Raw genomic sequence first — 20,263 nt, 5'->3', positions numbered from 1 at the left:
GTCAGGCCCCCGCCAGCGGCCGGTAGGCCGCGAACGTCTCGTTGTGCAGCTTCTCCCGCGCCCACTGCGCCGCGTCGGCGGCGGCGGTGACCGCGGCCTGCACCGAGCCGGCCACGTCGCGCGGGCTGCGGTGGTGCAGCGGGCCGAGGAAGCGCACGTCGGTGATACGCCCGCCGGCGGTCACCACCACCTCGACGAGCCCGTCGGGTGAGCGGACGGTGACCTCGACCGTCGCGACCGCCTGGTCGAACTCGGCCTGCAGGTTCTCGATCCGGCGGTAGCGCCGCACCGCCTCCTCGATCCAGGCCTCGTCGATCTCGCCCCGCGGCATCGGCGGACTCCTCCCGGCCGGTCCGGCCTTCACTGAGCGTGCCGCCTCGGTCACCGCGGCATCACCGGACCGTACCGCACGGCAATCGCGCGTGTCGATGGCCTGTGGACAGTGCGGGAGGGCCCGGTTCAGCCGCGCCAGAGGGCCAGCATCATCGCCTCCACGGCGATCCGCGGCTTGACGTTCGCCTCGATCGCCGCGCGGCACTCCAGCACCGCCTCCAGGCGGCGCAGCGAGCCCTCGGCGTCCCACTTCTGCGCGCCCGCCGAGGCGAGCGACGCCGTGTCGGTGTGCACCGGGGCGACAGGCGCCCGCAGGGCCATGGCGAGCGCGTCCCGGTAGAACCCGGCCAGGTCGACCAGGGCCCGGTCCAGCGCGTCCCGCTGGGCGCGGGTGGCCCGCGACTTCTGCCGCTTCTCCAGGTCCTTGAGCTGACCCGCCGCGCCGCGCATGGCGCCGGCCGCGCCCCGGCCGGTGCCGCCCGCGCCGAGCGCCGTCTGCAACGCCGTACGCTCCGCCTCGTCGATCTCCGCGACGGAGGCGGCGGCCTCCGCCTCGGCGGCCTCGATCAGCGCCGAGGCCGCGTCGAACGCCGCGCCCACGCCGGTCAGCCGGCGCGGCACGGCCAGCACCGCGTCGCGCCGCTGCCGGGCCTCCGGGTCGCGGGCCAGCCGCCGGGCCCGGCCCACGTGCCCCTGCGCCGCCGCGGCGGCCCACTCGGCCACGTCGGGCGCGATGCCGTCGCGGCGGACCAGCACCTCGGCCACCGCGGCCGGCGGCGGCTGCCGCAGCGGTACGACCCGGCAGCGCGACCGGATGGTCACGGAGATGTCGTCCGGGTGGGTGGACGGGGCGCAGAGCAGGAAGACGGTACGCGGCGGCGGCTCCTCGATCGCCTTGAGCAGCGCGTTGCCGGCGGCCTCGGTGAGCCGGTCTGCGTCCTCGATGATCACGATCTGCCACCGGCCGCCGGAGGGCGCGCTGGCCGCTCGCAGCACCAGCGCGCGCATCTCGTTGACGCCGATGGACAGGCCCTCGGGCACCACGAGGCGTACGTCCGCGTGAGTGCCGGTGAGCGTGGTGTGGCAGCCGGGGCAGGTGCCGCACCCGGTGCCGTGCACGCACTCCAGGGCGGCGGCGAACGCGCGGGCGGCCACCGAGCGGCCCGATCCGGGCGGGCCGGTGAAGATCCAGGCGTGGGTCATGCCGGCGCCCGGATCGGCCGGTGCCGGAGCCGGGTCGCCGTCGTACTCCTCGGCGAGCGCGTCGAGGTCGTCGTGCCCGCCCGCGGGGGCCGTCACCGGCGCGCGCAGCAGGGCGGCGGCCGAGGCGGCGGCCCGCCGCAGCATGGCCACCGCCTCGTCCTGCCCGACCAGATCGCCGAAGACGTCGGTCATCGCCGGGGTTGCTCCATCGTCACCAGCTCCGCGTCGGATAACTCGGGCTGGACCGAGGTGTCCGGGCCCTGCGCCGGACGGGGGTGCACGATGCCGCCCGGGTCGGCCAGCAGGTCGCCCACCCGGCGGGCGACCGCGTCGGCGGTCTCCGCGATCGGGCGGGACGCGTCGAGCACCAGGTATCGCTTCGGGTCACCGGCGGCGAGGTCGAGGAAGGCGTACCGGACCCGCTCGTGGAACGTCAGCGACTCGGCCTCCAGCCGGTCGGTGCCCTCGGCGCGGTCCTCGACCCGGCTCAGGCCGGTACGCGGCTCGACGTCGAGCAGAACCACCAGGTCGGGCTTGAGGCCGCCGGTGGCCCAGGACGAGAGCCAGGAGACCTCGTCCACCGGGAGCGTCCGGCCGGCGCCCTGGTAGGCGAGCGACGAGTCGACGTACCGGTCGCTGATCACCACCGCGCCCCGCACCAGCGCCGGGCGGACGACAGTGGCCACGTGGTGCGCCCGGTCGGCGGCGTAGAGCAGCGCCTCGGCGCGCGGCGACGGCGCCTCGTCGGGGGCGGTGCCGAGCACCAGGGAGCGAATCCGCTCGCCGACCGGCGTGGCGCCCGGCTCGCGGGTGACCACCACGTCGCGGCCCTGCGCGCGCAGCCGGTCGGCGAGCTGGGCGAGCTGGGTGGACTTGCCTGCGCCCTCGCCGCCCTCGAAGACCACGAACAGGCCGCTGGAGACGAACGGCTCGGCCGGCATCAGCGGACGGCCCCGGATCGAGCCCCAGAGGTCCGCGAGGACCGGTACGCCCTTCTTGTCGTCCATCTGGCCGAACGCGCTGATCCCGGCGATGATTCCGGCCGCGCCGGCGGCGAGCAGCAGCAGGCGGGTGGAGGAGATGGAGATGCCCAGGTCGGCGATGGTGAGCTGGCGGGAGCCGCCGACGCCGACCAGGAGGCTGCTGAGCGCGATGGCCAGGATCAGCACCAGCCGGGTGCCGATCTGCACCACCGCGAACACCCGGCCGCGCACCTCGTCGGCCACCTCGCCGCCGAGCAGCGTGGTGCCGGCCAGGAACGCCATGCCGGCGCCCGCGCCGACCAGGATCGCGCCGAGGATGGCCATGGACAGGTGGATGGCGAAGGCGAGCACCAGCACCGAGGCGCTGGCGAGCACGATGCTCATGCCGAACCAGCGGCGGCGGGACATGTCCCGCACGATCATCGGCCCGAGCCCGATGCCGAGCGCCAGACCGACGAAGATCGCGCCGAAGAGCAGCGAGAACGCGGCGTCACCGGCGCCGAGCGAGTTGGCGAAGAACTTGCCCGTGCCGACCACGATCCCGCCGCCGGCGAACGCGCCGAAGATGCCCAGCACCAGGCCACGCACCAGCGGGGTCTGGCCGATGTATTTCCAGCCCTCGGAGAACTGCCGGAACATGCTCTGCTCGGTGCGCTCCGCCTCGCCGCGCTGGGCCTCGCTGATCTCCTTGATCCCGAACGCCACCACGAGCGCGGTGGCCAGCCGGGAGAAGGCGTTGAACCAGAGCGCGAGCTGGGCCGGTTCGGCCCAGTTCGGCAGGTCGCCGCCGAACGCGCCGGGCAGGCCGCGGGTCAGCACGGCCAGGGCGATGGCCGCCGCGACCGGCGTCAGGCCGTACGTGGTGATCAGCGTGAGCTGGTTCGCCGCCTCCAGCCGGGTACGCGGGATGAGGTTGGGGACCGCCGCCTCCTTGGCCGGGATCCACAGCAGGGTGATCGACTCGATCAGGAACGTGGCGATCAGCGCCCAGCCGACCACCAGCCCGCCCGCGGCGCCGGTGAGCGCGTACAGCGGGATCGAGGCGAACAGCACGAAGCGCAGCAGGTCGCAGATGACCATCGTCCACCGGCGGTCGAACCGGTCGGCGAACACACCCGCCACCGGGCCGAGCACCAGCGCCGGGAGCAGCCGGATCGCGGTCACGCCACCGAACGCGGCGCCCTGGGCGGTGCTGCCGGAGACCTGGGAGGCGGCGAACAGCGCGGTGGCGAGCAGGCCGAGCCAGTCACCGAAGGAGGCGGCACTGAGCACGATCCACAGCCGGCGGAACGGCCGGATGCGCAGCACCGACCGGATGGCGGCGGCACCGGAGTGGTCGGCGGCTGTCCCGGGCGACGACACGCCGGGCGACTCGCCGTTGTTCTGGCTTTCGATGGCCGTACCTCCACGTGCCGGCCCAGGTCTGGGCATCCCCGGTGGAACACTCTAGTCGCGCAGGAAGGGTCGTCCCCCGCGACATTCACCTGCTCGCCGAGCCTAGGCCGCCGGGACCACCGCCCGCAGCCCGGACAGACGCGAGGGTATTTCGCATTGCCGTCCAGACAGTTAGCGTGCAGACGTGGCCATCGACCGTGACAAACTTCGCGATCGTCTCGACCGGGCGACCGCTCACCTCGACCCGCCGTACGCCGTCGTCGACCTCACCGCGTTCGACACCAACGCCGAGGCGCTCGCCGGCCGGTCCGGCGGCAAGCCGCTGCGCGTGGCGAGCAAGTCGGTACGCGTCCGCGAGCTGCTGACCCGGGCACTCAAGCGGCCCGGGTGGCACGGCGTGATGGCCTTCACGCTCCCCGAGGCGCTGTGGCTGGTCCGATCCGGGGTCAGCGACGACGTGCTCGTGGCGTACCCGACGGCCCACCGGGGCGGCCTCGCCGAACTGGCCGCCGACCCGGCGCTCGCCGACGCGGTGACGCTGATGATCGACGACACCGGGCAGCTCGACCTGATCGACGCGGTGTGCCCGCCCGCGGGCCGCCCCGCGCTGCGGGTCTGCCTCGACCTGGACGCCTCCTGGCGCCCGCTGGGAGGCCGGGTGCACGTCGGCGTGCGCCGCTCCCCGGTGCACAGCGCCACGGCGGCCGGCGCGCTCGCCGCCGCCGTCGCCGGCCGGCCGGGCTTCCGGCTGGTCGGCCTGATGTCGTACGAGGCACAGATCGCCGGCCTCGGCGACGCGCCGCCCGGACAGGCGGTGCTCGGCTCGGCGATCCGGGTCGCGCAGCGCGGGTCGTACCGCGAACTGCTGGCCCGCCGCTCCGCCGCGGTCAGCGCGGTCCGGGAGCACGCCGACCTGGAGTTCGTCAACGGCGGCGGCACCGGCAGCGTGGCCGCCACCAGCGCGGACCCCGCCGTCACCGAGGTCACCGCGGGCTCCGGCCTGTACGGGCCGACGCTGTTCGACGCGTACCGTGCCTGGCGGCCCACCCCGGCGGCGTTCTTCGCCTGCGCGGTGGTCCGCCGCCCGGCGCCCGGGCTGGCGACGGTGCTCGGTGGCGGCTGGATCGCCTCCGGCCAGGCGGCGACCAGCCGGCTGCCCCGGCCGTGGCTGCCGGCCGGGCTGAAGCTGCTCGGCGCGGAGGGCGCCGGCGAGGTGCAGACCCCGCTGGCCGGGAAGGCCGCGGACACCCTGCGCGTCGGCGACCGGGTGTGGTTCCGCCACGCCAAGGCGGGCGAGCTGTGCGAGCACGTCAACGAGGTGCACCTGGTCGAGGGGGACGCGGTGGTCGCCACCGTGCCGACCTACCGGGGCGAGGGGCACGCGTTCCTCTGAGCCGCCCGCGGCTCTGCCCCACCACGTGACGACGGCGGGCTCCGACGCACTCTCAGAACCCGCCGTTCAACGTGCCGCTCAGCCCTGGTGGGCGACCTCCGTGGGGGCGTTCACCTGCCGGTGCAGGTACTCCCGGATGAGCGCCTTCGCCTCGACCAGCACCCGCTCGTCGCCGTCGGTGCGGCGGCGGAAGGCCAGCTTGATCAGGGCGTCCGCGGCCTCCACCGCGACCTCCAGGTGGAACCGCAGGTCGGGCACCCCGGCGAGGCCGAAACGCTCGGTGAGTACGCGGGCGAGCTGCTCCGCGATGACCCCGTTGTTGTCCCGCTGGTCGTCCAGCAGGTGCAGGTCGACCACGTCGCCGAAGTGCAGGGTACGGAAGCCGGGAACGGTGCGGTGCATCGAGATGTACTCGTCGATCGCCGCGTCGACCCCGTCCCACCAGTGGGTCAGGTCGTCCGAGGAGAACCGCTCGTCGAGCCGCTGGAGGTAGGACTCCATGGTGCGCAGGGTCAGTGCCTGCACGATCGCCCGCTTGTCCGGAAAGAACTGGTATACCGACCCGATCGCCACCTCGGCACGCTCGGCGAGCAGGGTCGTGGTCAGCCCTTCGTACCCCACCTCGTCGACGAGCTCGGCGCAGGCGTCCAGCATCCGCTGGACCCGCGCGACACTTCGGCCCTGCACCGGTACTCGACGCAGCGGCCCGGTCGTGGCGGCTGGTGTGGACACTCGGCGCCACCCCCCTTCGACGGATGAACATATCTGCACGTCACGAGTCTGTGACTACCGGTACAACGAGCCGGGCTCGATTGCGGTATTTACCAGGCACAACGTTCCTGATATGAATTCAGTTCATATTCATGTCGAGGAGTGGCCGCGATGACCGGTACCACCGCCACCTGGTCCAACTGGGCCGGCAACCAGCACAGCACCGCGCTCCTCACCGTGCGCCCGCGTAGCGTCTCCGACGTCGTCGAGGCGGTCCGCCAGGCCGCCGCGGCGGGCCGGACCGTCCGGGCCACCGGCAGCGGCCACTCGTTCACCGCCACCGCCGTCGCCGACGGGCACCGGATCGACCTCGCCGAGCTGGAGACCGACGTCACAGTCGACGTGGCGCGCCGCCTGGTCACCGTACCGGCCGGGATGACGTTGCACACGCTCAACGATCTGCTCGCCGGGCACGGCCTCGCGATGCCGAACCTCGGCGACATCGACGCCCAGACCATCGCCGGTGCGCTCTCCACCGGCACCCACGGCACCGGAGCGAAGCTGGGCTGCCTGTCCACCTTCGTGGCCGGGCTGACGCTGGTCACCGGCACCGGCGAGGTGCTGCGCTGCTCGGCCGAGGAGAACCGCGACGTCTTCGACGCCGCCCGGGTCGGGCTCGGCGCGGTGGGCGTGCTGGTCGAGGTCACGCTGCGCTGCGTGGACGCCTTCGTGCTGCGCGCGCACGAACGCCCGGCCCCGCTCGCCGAAGTACTCGACGACCTCCCCGGCCTGTACGAGGCGCACGACCACGCTGAGTTCTACTGGTTCCCGTACACCGACCGGGTGCAGGTCAAGACCAACGACCGGGTACCCGCCGACGACCAGCCACTGCCCGGCTGGCGCGGCTGGCTGGACGACGAGTTCCTCTCCAACACCGTCTTCGCCGGCGCCTGCCGCCTCGGCCGGGCCGTACCCGCCCTCGCACCCCGGATCAGCGCCGTCTCCGCCCGCGCGCTCACCGAACGCACCTACACCGGCCGCTCCGACCGCGTGTTCTGCACGCCGCGCCGGGTCCGCTTCGTGGAGATGGAGTACGGGCTGCCACGCGAGGCGCTGCCCACGGCGCTGGCCGAACTGCGCCGGATCGTGGACCGGCTTCCGTTCAAGGTGCTGTTCCCGGTCGAGGTGCGGTTCACCGCCGCCGACGACATCTGGCTGTCCCACTCGTACGGGCGGGACTCCGCGTACATCGCCGTGCACCAGTACGTGGGCATGCCGTACGAGCCGTACTTCCGCGCGTTCGAGCAGGTGGCGACGGAGTTGGGCGGCCGCCCGCACTGGGGCAAGCTGCACTGGCGCACCGCGGAGTCCCTGGCCACCGCCTACCCGAGATTCGCCGACTTCCAGTCCGTCCGCGCCCGCCTCGACCCCTCCCACATCTTCCAGAACCCCTACTTGACCCAGGTCCTGGGCGCCTGACCCGCCTAGCGGGGATCTTGGTACGGGGCCGCCCCTTGAAGGGCGTTCCCGTACCAAGATCTCGGCGGCTGTCCACAGGGGCAACAGGGACGACGGGACAGCGGGTGGGATTCATGTGTGGAGATGCCGGGGGATGACGCGGACGAGTTGAGCTGGTTGCTGTTCCATCAGGAACGGGTGCTCGAAGCGACGCAGGCTCGACGGTTCCTGTCCGAGAAGGCGATCCGGCACCGGCTGGGCAGCGGGCGCTGGCGGCAGGCGCACCGGCGCGTCTACGTCACCCACAACGGGCCGGTGGGTCCGAAAGAGTGGCGTTGGGTGGCGGTGCTCGCGGCGGGACCGGCAGCGACGCTGGGTGGACTCACCGCGGCCCAGGCATGGGGCCTGCGGCGCTACGAGAGCCGGCTGGTGCATCTGCTGCTGCCGGCCCGGCATCAGACGCGAACCCTGCCCCCGGGTGTGCGGATCCATCGCACCACCGCACTGCCGCCGGAGGACGTGCTGGACGTCGGCAAGCCCCGCCGGACCATGCCGGCCCGCTCGCTCGTCGACGCGGCACAGTGGGCGGCGACCGACGAGGAGGCACGGGCTGTCATCGCGGCAGGCTTCCAGCAACGCCTGGTCTGGGGCGACGACCTGCATCGGGTGCTGGAGCGGCTCCCTCGCGCACGTCGGCGCCGGCTGATCCTGGCGACCGCCACGGACGCGGCCGGCGGCGCTCACTCCCTCGCCGAAATCGACTTCCTCGATCTCGTCCGGCGGGCCGGGTTACCCGAACCGTCCCTCCAGGTCGTCCGGCGTGACGCCACCGGGCGGCGGCGCTACCTGGACGTCTGGTTCGAGCGGTGGCGGGTGCACGTCGAGATCGACGGTGGGCAGCACCTCGACCCGAAGACCGCGTGGGCGGACATGCAGCGGCAGAACGACGTCTGGACCACCGGTGACCGGGTCCTGCGCTTCCCCGCGTGGGCCGTCCGCAACGACCCGACCCGCGTCGTGACCCAGTTGCGCGCCGCCCTGAGATCCTCAGGCTGGCCCGGCTGAGATCTTGGTACGGAACCGCCCTTCCAGGGGCGCCTCCGTACCAAGATCACTCGTTCGGGGTTGAGGTCGCCTTCTTGGGGGCGGCCTTCTTGGCCGTCGTCTTCTTCGCGGCCGTCGTCTTCTTGGCCGCCGTGGTCTTCTTCGCCGCCGTCGTCTTCTTGGCCGGGGCGGCCTTCTTCGCGGCCTTCTTCTTCGGCGCCGGACCCTTCGCGCGCTTCTCGGCCAGCATCTCCGACGCCTGCTCCAGCGTCAACTCCTCCGGCGTCTGCCCGCGCCGCAGCGACGCGTTGAACTCGCCGTCGGTCACGTACGGCCCGAAGCGCCCGTCCTTGATCACCAGCGGCTTCTCGGTGAGCGGGTCGTTGCCCATCTCCCGCAGCGGCGGTGCGGCGGCCCGGCGCTGGCGCGTCTTCGGGGCGGCCAGCAACGCCAGCGCCTCGTCCAGCGTGACGGTGAACATCTTGTCTTCGGAGTCCAGCGAGCGGAACTCGTCACCGCGCTTGACGTACGGGCCGTAGCGGCCGTTGTTGGCGACCACCTCGGCGCCGTCCGGGGCCACGCCGATCAGCCGGGGCAGGCGCAGCAGCTGCAACGCCTGCTCCAGGGTGAGGCTGTCCGGCGACTGCGAGCGCAGCAGCGAGGACTTGCGCTCGCCGCTGGCCACGTACGGGCCGAACCGGCCGGACTTGAGCACGATCGGCTCGCCCGTCGACGGGTCGTCGCCGAGCTTGCGCTCACCGCCGCCGCCGAGGAACAGCTCGTGCACCTTCTCCGGGGTCAGCTCGTCGGGGGCCAGTCGCTCCGGGATCGGCGCCCGGTCGCCCTGCGAGCCGCCCTCCTCGCCCTCACCCTCACCCGAGGCCGGGGCCGAGGCCGGGGCCGGGGCCGGGGCCGAGCCCGAAACCGCGCCGGGCAGCGCCCGCTGGAGGTACGGCCCGTACCGGCCGACCCGGACGACGACCTCGCGGCCCTCGTCGTCGGTGAACAGCGGGATGGAGTTGACGCTGCGCGCGTCGATCTCGCTGAGGTTCTCGGTGACCAGCTTCTTCAGGCCACCGGCGTGCGCGATGGCCTGGTCGCCGGTGCCGTTGGTGCTGCCGAAGTAGAAGGAGGTGAGGAAGTCGACGGCGGCGTGGTCACCACCGGCGATCTCGTCCAGCTCGTTCTCCATGCTGGCGGTGAAGTCGTAGTCGATCAGGCGCGGGTAGTGCCGCTCCATCAGCCCGATCACCGCGAACGCCAGGAACGACGGGATCATCGCCTGGCCGCGCTTCACCACGTACCCGCGGTCCTGGATCGTCTGCATGATCGACGCGTACGTGGAGGGCCGGCCGATGCCCAGCTCTTCGAGCGCCTTGACCAGCGACGCCTCGGTGTAGCGGGAGGGCGGCTGGGTGTGGTGGCCCTGCGCGGCCAGCTCGTCGGCGGTCAGCGGCTGGTCCTTGACCAGCGTGGGCAGCCGCCGCTCGGCGTCCTCGGCCTCGGCGTTCTCGTCGTCGCTGGACTCGACGTACGCGCGCAGGAAGCCCGGGTCGGTGATGGTCTTGCCGGTCGCGCCGAAGTCGGCCTCCTCCTGGGCGGAGGAGACGGCGCGGATGCGCACCGACACGCTGGAGCCGACCGCGTCGGTCATCTGCGAGGCGATGGTGCGTCGCCAGATCAGCTCGTAGAGCTTGAACTCCTCGGCGGACAGCTCCTTGGCCACCTCGCCCGGGGTGCGGAAGTTGTCGCCCGCGGGGCGGATCGCCTCGTGCGCCTCCTGCGCGTTCTTCACCTTGCCGGTGTAGCGGCGCGGCTCCGGCGGCACGCTGCGCTCGCCGTACAGCTCGACGATCTGCCGGCGGGCGGCCGCGATGGCCGTCTCGGACAGGTTCACCGAGTCGGTACGCATGTAGGTGATGTAGCCGTTCTCGTACAGGCGCTGCGCGGTGCGCATCGTCTGCTGCGACGAGAACCGCAGCTTGCGGGCCGCCTCCTGCTGGAGCGTGGAGGTGATGAACGGCGCGTACGGGCGGCGCCGGTAGGGCTTCTCCTCGACCCGGGTGACGGTGAACGGCCGGTCGGCCAGCCGGGCGGCGAGCCCCCGGGCCCCGCCCTCGTCGAGGTGGACGACACCCGCGCCAGCGCGGACACGACCCGTGGTCGGCTCGAAGTCCTTGCCGGTGGCGATCCGGTCCCCGTTGAGCGCGACGAGCGTGGCGTTGAACGTCCGCGGGCCCTCGCCCGGCTTCGCCACCGCGAGCGTGGCCAGGATGTCCCAGTACTCGGCGGTGCGGAACGCCATCCGCTGGCGCTCCCGCTCGACCACGATCCGCGTCGCCACGGACTGCACCCGGCCCGCCGACAGCTTCGGCATGACCTTCTTCCACAGCACCGGCGAGACCTCGTAGCCGTAGAGACGGTCGAGGATGCGCCGCGCCTCCTGGGCGTCGACCAGGTCGCGGTCGATCTCCCGGGGGTTCGCCACGGCGGCCTGGATGGCCGGCTTGGTGATCTCGTGGAAGACCATCCGCTTGACCGGCACCTTGGGCTTGAGCGTCTCCACCAGGTGCCAGGCGATGGCCTCGCCCTCGCGGTCCTCGTCCGTCGCCAGGAAGATCTCGTCGACCTCCTTGGCCAGCTTCACCAGCTTGCTGATCTGCTGCTTACGGTCGGGCGACACCACGTAGAGGGCGTGGAAGCCGTTGTCGACGTCGACGCCGAGGCGCGCCCACGGCTCACCCTTGTACTTCGCCGGGACGTCGGCGGCGTTGCGGGGCAGGTCCCGGACGTGGCCGAAGCTGGCCTCCACGACGTACCCCGGGCCGAGGTAGCCCGAGATCGTCTTGGCCTTCGCCGGTGACTCGACGATGACCAGACGGGTGGTTCCAGCGTTGCTCGGCACGTCTCTCCCCGACCTCACTCCTACGCCATGCCCGCTTCGGGCCGTGTTGCGCCACCCGGACCACGGGCGGTCCGGATGTCCAACGTAACGCGCCGTCCGCGTTCCGGGTTTCGTGGGCGGCAAACGGGCCGCTCTCCCGGCGACCGCCGGCCGCACCCTGCCGGACGGCGTCACGGTACACCGTGGGTAGGGCGACAGGCGGGTCACTGTGACGATCGCGTACCCCCGGCGGAGCCCTCGCCGGGTGTCCGGCTTCGGACAGCGGCGGTCAGCTCCGCGGCCCCGGCCAGTCCGTCACCGGGGCCGCCGCCGGCCGTTCCCCCACCAGCTCCGCGAGCCGCGACATCCGCCGTCCGCCGATCCGGAACGCGGGCCCGCTCTCGTCCGGCTCGACGAACGCGGCCGGCAGGCCCACCGCCGCCAGCGCGGCGCGGACCACCGGCCAGGACTGCTCGTCGGCCGGTCCGAGCCGCAGCCGGAACCCGGCCGGCTCGGCCGTGCCGGCGGCCGCCGCCCAGAGCCGCAGCCGCCGCCCGTCCAGGTGGAAGCGGGCCGGTGGCCGCTTCGCCGCGCCGCGCAGCCAGGCCCGCGCGAGCGGCGCCAGCATGCTCGTGTACGCGGTGCGCACCCGGTGCCGCCCGTCCTCGGTCGGCTCCCAGCTCGCCGGCACGCCCCGGGCGCTCAGCTCGGCCACCAGCACGTGCACCCGCCAGGCGGCGTCGACCACCACGGAGATCCGGGCCGTGCCGCCCATCCGCCCCACCTCACCCGGCCCGGCGAGCAGGCCGGCGAGGTCCGCCAGCGCGGGATCGGCCGCCTCGGTGGAGAACAGCGAGGGCTGGCGGGCCGGTTTCGGGGTGGGAGGGGTCAGCGACACTCCGGGACCTCGTCGAAGGCCTCTTTCAGCTCGGTCGAGTTGAGCTTGCTGGTGTCCAGCGCGCTCGCGTCGTACTCCTTGTTGAGCGTGTCCACGGCGGCGCGCACGCCGTCGTAGAACGGACCGGCCTGGGCGGTGTCGAGCCGGTCGACGGTGTCCCGGGCCCGGCCGTACGCGTCGCGCATCTTGCTCAGCGACCCCAGGAACCCGGCGGACACCTCTTCGCCGCGCTCGGCCTCGGGCACGCCCGCCTCCTCGACCTTGCGCCGGGCCGTCTCGCTGGCCTGCTCGGCACCGGCGAAGAGCCGGACCAGGTTCTCCTTGGCCTGCGGCGGAGTGGTCTGCGCGGTCATCTGCTGCTGGGTGCTGCTGGTCAGCTTGGAGATCTCCGCGCGCCACGGGGTCAGCGCCTGGCACACCGACGCGGCCCAGACCCGAGGGCTGGGACCGCCGCCGCACCCGGTGACGACGAGGACCAGCGTGGCCAGGACCACCGTGAGCTTTCCGGCGGTTGCCGCCCGGCGCGTACGCATGCGAAGCAGCGTACGACCTCCGGGCCGAACCGCCACCGGTCAGGTTTGCCGGGCACGGGGTTCCCGGCCGGCCGGGGCCGGCCGGGAACCGTCGCGTGCGATCAGGCGTTCACCGTCTCCGGACGCTGGTCCGGGGTGCCGGCGCCGCTGTCCGAGTCGGACATCGCCACGCCCTTGCGCTTGCTGAACACCACGGCCGCCGCGATGATCAGCGCGGCCACCACGGCGATCGTGATGCGCAGCGGGTTGTTCTTGTCGTCGCCCACGCTCCAGGCCACCACGGCCGGCGCGATCAGCAGCGAGACCAGGTTCATCACCTTGATCAGCGGGTTGATCGCCGGGCCGGCGGTGTCCTTGAACGGGTCGCCGACGGTGTCGCCGATGACTGTGGCGGCGTGCGCGTCGGAGCCCTTGCCGCCGTACGCGCCGTCCTCCACCAGCTTCTTGCCGTTGTCCCAGGCGCCGCCGGAGTTGGCCAGGAACACCGCCATCAGCGTGCCCGCGCCGATCGCGCCGGCCAGGTACGCGGCCAGCGCGCCCGGGCCGAGGCCGAAGCCGACAGCGATCGGGGCCAGGATGGCCAGCAGACCGGGGGTCATCAGCTCGCGCTGCGCGTCCCGGGTGCAGATGTCCACGACCTTGCCGTACTCGGGCCGCTGGGTGCGGTCCATGATGCCGGGCAGCTCGCGGAACTGGCGGCGTACCTCCATCACCACGGCGCCGGCCGAGCGGGAGACCGCGTTGATGGCCAGGCCGGAGAAGAGGAAGACCACAGCCGCGCCGATGATCAGGCCGACCAGGTTGCGCGGGTTGGCGACGTTGAGCGAGTTGAGGATCTCGTTGCCGACGTCGCCCACGCCCGCGTCCTCGTACGCCGAGCGCAGCGTGTCGGTGTACGAGCCGAACAGCGCCGTGGCGGCCAGCACCGCCGTGGCGATCGCGATGCCCTTGGTGATCGCCTTGGTGGTGTTGCCGACGGCGTCGAGCTCGGTGAGCGTCCGCGCGCCGTGCTCGTCGATGTCGCCGGACATCTCGGCCACGCCCTGGGCGTTGTCCGAGATCGGGCCGAACGTGTCCATCGCGACGATGACGCCGACGGTGGTGAGCAGGCCGGTCCCGGCCAGCGCGACCGCGAACAGCGACAGCGTGATCGAGCTGCCGCCGAGCAGGAACGCGCCGAAGACGCCGGCGCCGATCAGCAGCGCCGAGTAGACGGCCGACTCCAGGCCGACGCTGATGCCGGCGAGGATGACGGTGGCCGCGCCGGTCTGCGAGCTCTTGCCGATGTCCTGCACCGGGCGCCGGTTGGTCTCGGTGAAGTAGCCGGTCAGCGCCTGGATCGCGGCGGCCAGGACGATACCGATCACGACCGCGCCGATGGCCACCAGCCGCGGGTTGCGGTCGACGTCGGTCAGCCCGCCCTCCAGCTCGGCGAACGTGGCCGGCAGGTACGCGAACGCGGCGATCGCGACGAGCACCGCGGCGATCAGCGCGGACAGGTAGAAGGCCCGGTTGATCGCGGTCAGGCCGTTGCGGTCGCTGGCGCGCAGCCGGGTGATGAAGACGCCGACGATCGCGACCAGCACGCCGATGGTGGAGATGATCAGCGGGAAGACCAGGCCGGTCTCGCCGAACGCGGCCCGGCCGAGGATCAGCGCCGCGACGAGCGTGACCGCGTACGACTCGAACAGGTCGGCGGCCATGCCGGCGCAGTCGCCGACGTTGTCGCCCACGTTGTCGGCGATGGTGGCGGCGTTGCGCGGGTCGTCCTCCGGGATGCCCTGCTCGACCTTGCCGACCAGGTCGGCGCCGACGTCGGCGGCCTTGGTGAAGATGCCGCCGCCGACCCGCATGAACATGGCGAGCAGCGCGGCACCGAAGCCGAAGCCCTCCAGCACGGTCGGGGCGTCGCCCCGGAAGATCAGCACGACCAGCGCCGCACCGAACAGGCCGAGGCCGACGGTGAGGAAGCCGACCACGCCGCCCGTGCGGAAGGCGATCTTCATGGCGCCCTCACGGCCGCCTTCTCGCTCCCGCGCGGCCGCCGCCACCCGCAGGTTGGCGCGGGTGGCCAGCCACATGCCGGCGCCGCCGATGAACGCGCTGAACAGCGCACCCACCACGAAGAACGCCGAGCGGCCGACCTTCACGAGCGTTTCGTTGCCGTCGGTGTCGTGCACCGGCAGCAGGAAGAGCAGCACGACGGCGACCACCACGAAGATCGCCAGCGTGCGGAACTGTCGCAGCAGGTACGCCGACGCGCCCTCCTGCACCGCGCCGGAGATCTCCTGCATGTTGGTGGTTCCCTTACCGGCCGCCAGGACCGCCCTGGTGAGGGCGGCCGCGAAGACGAGCGCCACCAGCGCGATGACCGCGGCGATGACGACGTACGTCACGTTGGCTCCGGTAAGGGACAGTGCGCCGCCGTCGGCGGCCAAGGTCCCGGACATCTATGTCCTCCTGTACCGAACAACTCGCGCCGGCTCGTGGAGACGCACGGGCCGACGCCTGGATGCGGACTCGCAAGCGCGCGCCAACCCACCCCGGCGGACCAGCGATGAACTCCCGTTCCCGCTGGCTACGGGATGGGATCACTTGCTGACAACCCGGGTACTGTAGCCCTCCGGCGTGGCGAGGGTCACACCGAGGGGGCACCGTGTCTCGATGATCTTCGTAACTGTGTTATGCGAAGAAATCTGATATATGGCGCGACCAATACGACGAGGCCGCGCTCCCCTTCGGGGAACGCGGCCTGCGTGTGCGAATCGGGTCAGGCGCGACCGGCCGGCCAGGACATCCGCACCTCGGTGCCGACGCCGTCGTCGACCGGGCGGACCTGGAGGTCCTCCACGAAACCGGCGAGCAGCGCGAAGCCCACCCCGGTGGTGAGCGCGTCCTCGCTCAGCGACTCCTTGGCCAGCTCGTCCGGGCCGAGCGCGGCCAGGCCGAGGCCCGCCTCGATCGGGGCCCGGTCCACCACCCGGACCGTGTAGCCGCCGCCGTCGGACATCTCCACGTACACCGGGTCGGCGAGGCCGTACTGCCGGTGCAGCGCGACCGCCCGGGTGCACGCCTCACCGATGGCCAGGCGCACCTCGTCCAGCAGGTCCTCGCGCACGCCGGCCCGCCGGGCCACCGCGACGCCGACCAGGCGGGCGGTGCGCACGTGCACCGGGGCCGGAGAGAAGGACAGCTTGACGGTGGCCATCACGCGCCGGTGGAGTCGGCGGCGATGGCCGCGTCGACCGTCGGATGCAGCGGGAAGACCTGGTCCAGGGCGGTGATCCGGAAGATCTTGAGCAGCGGCTCCTTGTCGCAGACCAGCGCGAAGGAACCACCGGCCGAGCGCAGGCGCTTGAGCGCGCCCACGAGCACACCCAGCCCGGTCGAGTCGAGGAAGTCCACCCGGCCGAGGTCGACCACCACGTGGCGGGCTCCGCCGTCGATCAGTTCGAGGAGCCGTTCCCGCAGGCGGGGGGCGGTGTAGACATCCACCTCACCACCGACCTCGAGCACCGTGTGCTCACCCACGGCGCGGGTCGCCAGCGACAGCTCCATCGGCCCCTCCTCGGTAAACTCTCCTGGGCATCTAACCATCTCCCCGTGCGGCCCCCTCGGTCACCGGCCACGCCCTCCCCATACCCCCACCCTGCGGTTCCCAATTCCGAACACCAGTGCGAGAGTGCAGGACGTGACCGACCACAGCCCCGGCCCGCGACGTGCTCCGGGCGAGCTGCTGCGCCGGCTGCGGCTGCGTCACGCCACCGACCCGGTCACCCACGTCGAGCGCGTCCCGGCCCGCGCCGGCGAGCCGGTCGGGTGGCCCGGCTGGGCCCCGGAGGACCTGCGGGCGGCGTTCGCGCGGCGCGGCGTCGTCGCCCCGTGGCGGCACCAGGCCGAGGCCGCCGAGCTGGCGTACGCGGGCCGGCACGTGGTGGTCGCCACCGGCACGGCGTCCGGCAAGTCCCTGGCGTACCAGCTTCCCGCGCTGAGCACGCTGCTCGCCGACCCGCGCGCCACGGTGCTCTACCTGGCGCCGACCAAGGCGCTCGCCGCCGACCAGCTCCGCGCCGTCGCCGGTCTCGAACTCGACGGGGTACGCCCCGCCACCTACGACGGCGACACGCCGCGCGCCGAGCGGGAGTGGATCCGCCGGCACTCCCGGTTCGTGCTGACCAACCCGGACATGCTGCACCACGGCATCCTGCCCGGGCACGCCCACTGGTCCGGGTTCCTGCGCCGCCTCGCGTACGTGGTGGTCGACGAGTGCCACACCTACCGGGGCGTCTTCGGCTCACACGTCGCGCACGTCCTGCGGCGGTTGCGCCGGCAGTGCGCCCGCTTCGGGCGTACCCCCGTGTTTCTCCTGGCCTCGGCCACGTCGGGTGACCCGGCGACGGCGGCCGTGCGGCTCACCGGCCTGCCCGTCACCGCCGTCACCGAGGACACCTCGCCGCGCGGCGGGGTGACGTTCGCGCTCTGGGAGCCGCCGCTGCTGCCGCCCACCGGCTCGGCTCCCGACGCCGACCTCGTCCAGGTCCGGCGCTCCGCGCTGCGGGAGACCGCGGACCTGCTCGCCGACAGCGTGGTCGAGGGGGTACGCACGCTCGCGTTCGTGCGGTCCCGCCGCGGCGCCGAGGTCGTGGCCGCGAACGCCCGGCGGTCGCTCGACGAGGCGGTGCCCGGGCTCGGCGACCGGGTGGCCGCCTACCGGGCCGGCTACCTGCGCGAGGAGCGCCGCGAGCTGGAACGGGCGCTGCTGCACGGCGACCTGCTCGGGCTGGCCTCCACCAACGCGCTCGAACTCGGCGTCGACCTGGTCGGGCTGGACGCGGTGCTGATCTGCGGCTGGCCCGGCACCCGCGCGTCGCTGTGGCAGCAGGCCGGGCGGGCCGGGCGCTCCGGCGACGAGGCGCTCGCCGTGCTGGTGGCGAGGGACGACCCGCTCGACACCTACCTGGTGCACCACCCGGAGGCGCTGTTCGGGCGGCCGGTCGAGGCCACAGTGCTCGACCCGGCCAACCCGTACGTGCTCGCGCCGCAGCTCGCCTGCGCCGCCCACGAGTCCCCGCTCACCCGGGCCGACCTGGACCTGTTCGGGGAGGGCGCGAAGGAGGCGGTGGACTCGCTGGTCGAGGCGGGGGCGCTGCGGCAGCGGCCCACCGGCTGGTACTGGCGGCACCGGGAACGCCCCGAGGTCGACCTGCGCGGCGAGGGCGGCGCCCCGGTGTGCGTGGTGGAGGAGTCCACCGGCCGGCTGCTCGGCACCGTCGACGGCGGGTCGGCGCACTTCCTGCTGCACACCGGCGCGGTCTACCTGCACCAGGGCGTCTCGTACGTGGTCGACTCCCTCGACCTGGCCGACGGGTGCGCGCTCGTGCACGCCGAGGAGCCGGACTGGTCCACCCACGCCCGCGACGTCACCTCGCTGTCGGTGGTGTCGGTCCGCTCGTACGTGGACGCCGGACCGGTCGGGCTGTTCCTCGGCGAGGTGGACGTGACCAGCCAGGTGGTGTCGTACCAGCGGCGGCGCATCGCCACCGGCGAGGTGATCGACACCCGCCCGCTGGACCTGCCGGCCCGGGAACTGCGCACCGTCGCGGTGTGGTTCACGCTCTCCCCCGAGTCGCTGACCGCCGTCGGTGTCGAGGCGGCGGACGTGCCGGGCGCGCTGCACGCCGCCGAGCACGCCGCGATCGGCCTGCTGCCGCTGATGGCGACCTGCGACAGGTGGGACATCGGCGGGCTGTCCACCGCGCTGCACCCGGACACCGAGGCGCCCACCGTCTTCGTCTACGACGGTCACCCCGGCGGTGCGGGTTTCGCCGAGCGGGCGTACGGCACCGCCGCCGCCTGGTTGCGCGCCACCCGGGACGCGATCGCCGAGTGCGGGTGCGAGACCGGATGCCCGTCGTGCGTCCAGTCCCCGAAGTGCGGCAACGGCAACAACCCGCTGGCCAAGGCGGAGGCCGTGAAGGTCCTCGACGTGGTGCTGACCAACCTCGCCACGGTCGGCGGCGAGGCGGCGGGTGCCGGCCCGGCGGCGGGTGCCGGCCCGGACTCGGGCGGCCCGGAGGCGGTGGCCGGCCCGGAGGCGGGCGGCCCGGAGGCGGTGGCCGGCCCGGAGGCGGGCGGCCCGGAGGCGGGCGGCCCGGAGCGCGGCGAGGTGTTGCCCCGGCAGGACGACCGGACGGCCCGCCCAGCTCAGGCGGCCGGTGCCCCACCCGCCTGACCGCACCGGGCCGGTTGGGGCTGCCCGCCGCCACTTCGGGGAGGTTGCGGTATCGACAGGTGCTGGACCCCGCCACTTCCCCGAACTGGTGTCGATCAAGCTGGGCCGTGCGGCTCCGCGGGTGCCAGGTGTCTGGTTGGTGGGACGGGTGCATGAGGGTAGGGCCGTCGGGGCATTGATGCATGGGAGCGCTTCCATGCATCATTTCCGGTAGCGCGCAGGTGACCCGAGACCCGTCCCGCCGGAGGTGCCGCCGTGGCCGACACGATCGCCGAGACCGTCGAGCTGCTCTACACCATCGACCAGGAAAACCTCACGCCCGACCAGCAGATAGCGCTGGGCACCGCGATGGCCACGCTCGCCCAGGCGGAACGGCTGGAGCAGATCAACGAGCGTCTGCGCGGCATCCATCAGGTGCTGAACAGCTGGGCGATGAAGGCCACGGTCGACGGCGGCCGCTGATCTTGCTGACCGTGCGCCTCGCCCGGCGCGCCGACGTCGCGCTGTGCGGGTGCGCTCGGGCGAGCGGTCGTCGGCCCGCTGTGCAAGACTCCGGCGACCCCTCGAAGGAGAGCCCATGTCGCCCGACAATCTGCAGGCCCAGCACCGGTTCATCATCCGTCAGCGACTCCGGATGATGGTCAACCAGTACGAGGTGCACTCGGTGGCGCCCGACGGCTCCGAGGGTGGGCTGCTCGCGTTCGCGCAGCAGAAGCGGCTCGCCTTCAAGGAGCAGGTGACCATCTACACCGACGACTCCAAGCAGTACCCCCTTCTCGGCTTCAAGGCCCGTCAGCGGCTCGACCTCGGCGCCACCTACGACGTGACCGATCACGCGGGCAACCCCATCGGGCTGTTCCGCAAGGACTTCGCCCAGTCGCTGCTGCGCTCGACGTGGCACGTGGAGCAGCCCGGCCTGCCGCCCGCCACCGGGCAGGAGCGCAGCCTGCCGGTCGCGCTGCTGCGCCGGTTCGTCGACTCGCTCTCCTGGCTGCCGTACCACTTCGACTTCATGGCCGGCGGCCAGCCGGTGTTCTCGGTCGACCGGAAGTGGGGCCTGCGGGACCGGTACAACGTGGAGATCCAGCACCCGCAGATCGACCGTCGGCTGGTGATCGCCATGGCGGTCGGACTGGACGCCCTCCAGTCCCGCTGACCTGCGGCACTCGGGCCCGGCCCGGCTCTCGGTTCCGGCA

16 protein-coding genes are annotated in these 20,263 nt (G+C 73.0%); 6 read left to right on the top strand and 10 right to left on the bottom strand.

Annotated features, from left to right (window positions below):
• Position 1: 1 nt before the first annotated feature.
• The 3 genes from ACN27D_RS16835 to tmk form a co-directional block, all read right to left on the bottom strand.
• On the bottom strand, positions 2-331 hold the full coding sequence (locus ACN27D_RS16835) for a YbaB/EbfC family nucleoid-associated protein (protein WP_013473591.1): 330 nt from the start codon (positions 329-331) through the stop codon (positions 2-4).
• A 128-nt stretch (positions 332-459) separates the two neighbouring features.
• Positions 460-1,728, bottom strand: coding sequence for a DNA polymerase III subunit delta' (locus ACN27D_RS16830; RefSeq protein ID WP_421499456.1), 1,269 nt, complete (start codon positions 1,726-1,728; stop codon positions 460-462).
• The gene (gene tmk, locus ACN27D_RS16825) at positions 1,725-3,881 is read right to left on the bottom strand and encodes a dTMP kinase (protein ID WP_421499455.1); all 2,157 of its coding nucleotides are present in this window, start codon (positions 3,879-3,881) and stop codon (positions 1,725-1,727) included. The genes ACN27D_RS16830 and tmk overlap by 4 nt, the downstream gene beginning before the upstream one ends.
• Positions 3,882-4,098: 217 nt before the next feature.
• Between tmk and ACN27D_RS16820 the strand changes: the two genes are divergently transcribed.
• Positions 4,099-5,307 carry an amino acid deaminase/aldolase gene (locus ACN27D_RS16820; RefSeq protein WP_421499454.1) on the top strand — a complete coding sequence of 403 codons (1,209 nt, stop codon included), beginning with the start codon at positions 4,099-4,101 and terminating at the stop codon, positions 5,305-5,307.
• A gap of 78 nt (positions 5,308-5,385) precedes the next feature.
• Here ACN27D_RS16820 and ACN27D_RS16815 read toward each other — a convergent pair whose 3' ends face one another.
• Positions 5,386-5,961 carry a TetR family transcriptional regulator gene (locus ACN27D_RS16815; protein ID WP_013473587.1) on the bottom strand — a complete coding sequence of 192 codons (576 nt, stop codon included), beginning with the start codon at positions 5,959-5,961 and terminating at the stop codon, positions 5,386-5,388.
• A gap of 219 nt (positions 5,962-6,180) precedes the next feature.
• Here ACN27D_RS16815 and ACN27D_RS16810 point away from each other — a divergent pair, with 219 nt between their 5' ends.
• The gene (locus ACN27D_RS16810; RefSeq protein WP_421499453.1) at positions 6,181-7,497 is read left to right on the top strand and encodes a D-arabinono-1,4-lactone oxidase; all 1,317 of its coding nucleotides are present in this window, start codon (positions 6,181-6,183) and stop codon (positions 7,495-7,497) included.
• Positions 7,498-7,620: 123 nt separating this feature from the next.
• A complete protein-coding gene (locus ACN27D_RS16805) occupies positions 7,621-8,541 on the top strand; it encodes a DUF559 domain-containing protein (RefSeq protein WP_421499452.1) in 921 nt (306 codons plus the stop codon).
• A gap of 46 nt (positions 8,542-8,587) precedes the next feature.
• On the opposite strand, the gene topA is transcribed toward ACN27D_RS16805, so the two are convergent.
• From topA to ACN27D_RS16775, 6 genes are all read right to left on the bottom strand, one after another.
• Positions 8,588-11,425: a type I DNA topoisomerase gene (gene topA / locus ACN27D_RS16800; RefSeq protein WP_421499451.1), complete on the bottom strand. Its 2,838-nt coding sequence runs from the start codon at positions 11,423-11,425 to the stop codon at positions 8,588-8,590.
• Positions 11,426-11,693: 268 nt separating this feature from the next.
• Entirely contained in the window at positions 11,694-12,302 is a 609-nt protein-coding gene (locus ACN27D_RS16795; protein ID WP_421499450.1) for a hypothetical protein, read from the bottom strand.
• Entirely contained in the window at positions 12,293-12,835 is a 543-nt protein-coding gene (locus ACN27D_RS16790; protein WP_091414621.1) for a hypothetical protein, read from the bottom strand. Before ACN27D_RS16790 ends, ACN27D_RS16795 begins: the two co-directional genes overlap by 10 nt.
• 101 nt (positions 12,836-12,936) lie before the next feature.
• Positions 12,937-15,285 carry a sodium-translocating pyrophosphatase gene (locus ACN27D_RS16785; protein WP_421499449.1) on the bottom strand — a complete coding sequence of 783 codons (2,349 nt, stop codon included), beginning with the start codon at positions 15,283-15,285 and terminating at the stop codon, positions 12,937-12,939.
• Between the two features lie 320 nt (positions 15,286-15,605).
• Complete coding sequence (locus tag ACN27D_RS16780; protein WP_013283650.1) at positions 15,606-16,043, bottom strand: ATP-binding protein; 438 nt, start codon at positions 16,041-16,043, stop codon at positions 15,606-15,608.
• Entirely contained in the window at positions 16,043-16,393 is a 351-nt protein-coding gene (locus ACN27D_RS16775) for an STAS domain-containing protein (protein ID WP_013283649.1), read from the bottom strand. Before ACN27D_RS16775 ends, ACN27D_RS16780 begins: the two co-directional genes overlap by 1 nt.
• 91 nt (positions 16,394-16,484) lie before the next feature.
• Between ACN27D_RS16775 and ACN27D_RS16770 the strand changes: the two genes are divergently transcribed.
• The 3 genes from ACN27D_RS16770 (at position 16,485) to ACN27D_RS16760 (ending at position 20,223) form a co-directional block, all read left to right on the top strand.
• Positions 16,485-19,067, top strand: coding sequence for a DEAD/DEAH box helicase (locus ACN27D_RS16770; RefSeq protein ID WP_421501157.1), 2,583 nt, complete (start codon positions 16,485-16,487; stop codon positions 19,065-19,067).
• A gap of 255 nt (positions 19,068-19,322) precedes the next feature.
• Positions 19,323-19,529, top strand: a complete 207-nt coding sequence (locus ACN27D_RS16765) for a hypothetical protein (protein ID WP_013283647.1) — start codon at positions 19,323-19,325, stop codon at positions 19,527-19,529.
• Between the two features lie 115 nt (positions 19,530-19,644).
• Positions 19,645-20,223, top strand: coding sequence for a hypothetical protein (locus ACN27D_RS16760; RefSeq protein WP_013283646.1), 579 nt, complete (start codon positions 19,645-19,647; stop codon positions 20,221-20,223).
• Positions 20,224-20,263: the final 40 nt, after the last annotated feature.

The organism is Micromonospora sp. WMMD1274 (genome assembly GCF_049179035.1).
GTDB classification, from domain to species: domain Bacteria; phylum Actinomycetota; class Actinomycetes; order Mycobacteriales; family Micromonosporaceae; genus Micromonospora; species Micromonospora tulbaghiae.
Note: the sequence above shows the minus strand (reverse complement) of the source record. Positions and strands in the feature narration are given on the sequence as shown.